This window comes from Pseudomonas sp. HMWF006, from assembly GCF_003061205.1.
In the GTDB taxonomy this organism is placed as follows: Bacteria; Pseudomonadota; Gammaproteobacteria; order Pseudomonadales; family Pseudomonadaceae; genus Aquipseudomonas; species Aquipseudomonas monsensis.
In genome coordinates, this window is record NZ_QAIU01000242.1 from 17,978 (window position 1) to 19,378 (window position 1,401).

Annotated in this window: 2 protein-coding genes and 1 pseudogene; all 3 read left to right on the top strand. The window is 62.6% G+C overall.

Features of this window, described 5'->3' with window-relative positions; all coding sequences use genetic code 11:
* Positions 1 to 340: energy transducer TonB (locus tag DBR24_RS31895; protein WP_256591375.1), on the top strand; the 340-nt coding region annotated here is incomplete at its 5' end.
* A 45-nt stretch (positions 341 to 385) separates the two neighbouring features.
* Positions 386 to 1,111, top strand: a complete 726-nt coding sequence (locus tag DBR24_RS09865; protein ID WP_128614635.1) for a MotA/TolQ/ExbB proton channel family protein — start codon at positions 386 to 388, stop codon at positions 1,109 to 1,111.
* 88 nt (positions 1,112 to 1,199) lie between these two features.
* Positions 1,200 to 1,401, top strand: a pseudogene (locus DBR24_RS31900) (ExbD/TolR family protein); the annotation flags it as partial.

Genomic DNA, 1,401 nt, shown 5'->3' on the forward strand with positions numbered 1-1,401 from the left:
ACAACCGGCAGCACCGGTGGCGGCGCCTGCACCACTGGCTCCACCCGCACCGGCCCCGGTAACGCCGGCATCAGCGAACGCCGCGTACCTGAAGAACCCGGCGCCGGAATATCCGTCGCTGGCTCAGCGTCGCGGTTGGGAGGGCACTGTATTGCTGCGCGTGCATGTGTTGGCCAGCGGCAAACCGGGTGAGATCCAGATTCAGAAAAGCAGTGGCCGGCAACCACTCGACGACGCCGCGTTGAACGCGGTGAAACGTTGGAGTTTCGTCCCGGCCAAGCAGGGTGATGTCGCCCAGGACGGCTGGGTCAGCGTGCCCATCGACTTCAAGATTCACTAAACCGAAACCAAATTCGCGCGAAATGTTTACACGAGGGAACACATCATGACGTTACTGGCATCTCCACTGGAATCCATCGAAAGCGCGGTGATCTGGCTGCTGGTGGTTTTTTCCGTCGCGACCTGGGGGCTGGCGCTGCTCAAGGCTGTGCAGTTCGGTCGTCTGAAGGCGCAGGATCGCAAGTTTCATAAGCGCTTCTGGGCGGCGTCGAGTCTGGATGCTGCCGCCGAGTTGAGCGAGACCCAACCCGGCGCCGCCGCCCGGGTAGCCCAGGCGGGGTACGCGGCGATTCAGGTGGGCGAGGCGCCGCAGGCCAATGATCTGAGCCAGGCGATCAACCATCAGGATCGACTCGAACGTGCCTTGCGTCAGCAGATCGTCCGTGAGCGCCGTTCGCTGGAAACCGGTCTGGCGGTGCTCGCGAGTATCGGCAGCACCTCGCCGTTCATTGGTTTGTTCGGCACGGTGTGGGGAATCATGGAAGCGTTGAAAGGTATCAGCGCCGCCGGTTCCGCCAGCCTGGAAACCGTGGCCGGCCCGATTGGCGCGGCACTGGTCGCCACCGGCGTGGGAATCGCCGTCGCGGTGCCGGCGGTGCTGGTTTACAACTACTTTTTGCGGCGTCTGAAACTGACCGCCGCGGATCTGGATGACTTCGCCCACGACTTCTACAGCCTGGCGCAGAAGAGTGCGTTCCGCGTCCTGATTCACCCGACCGCGCACAAGGTTGCGGCCCCGGGCACTGCGGCAAAAGTGAAGGAGGCGTCCTGATATGGCCTTCTCCACGCAAGACAGTGACGAGGTGCTCAGCGAGATCAACGTGACGCCGCTGGTGGACGTAATGCTGGTGCTGCTGGTGGTGTTCATCGTGACCGCGCCACTGCTGACCAACGCGATTCCGATCAACTTGCCGAAGACCGAGGCGGTGGCGCCGGTCGAGCAGAAAGACCCGCTGGTGGTGAGCATCGACGGCGCCGGCAAGCTGTTTATCAACAAGGATGAGATTCAGCCGGACGTGCTGGAATTCAACCTCAAGTCGGCCAAGGCGAAAGACCCGCAAG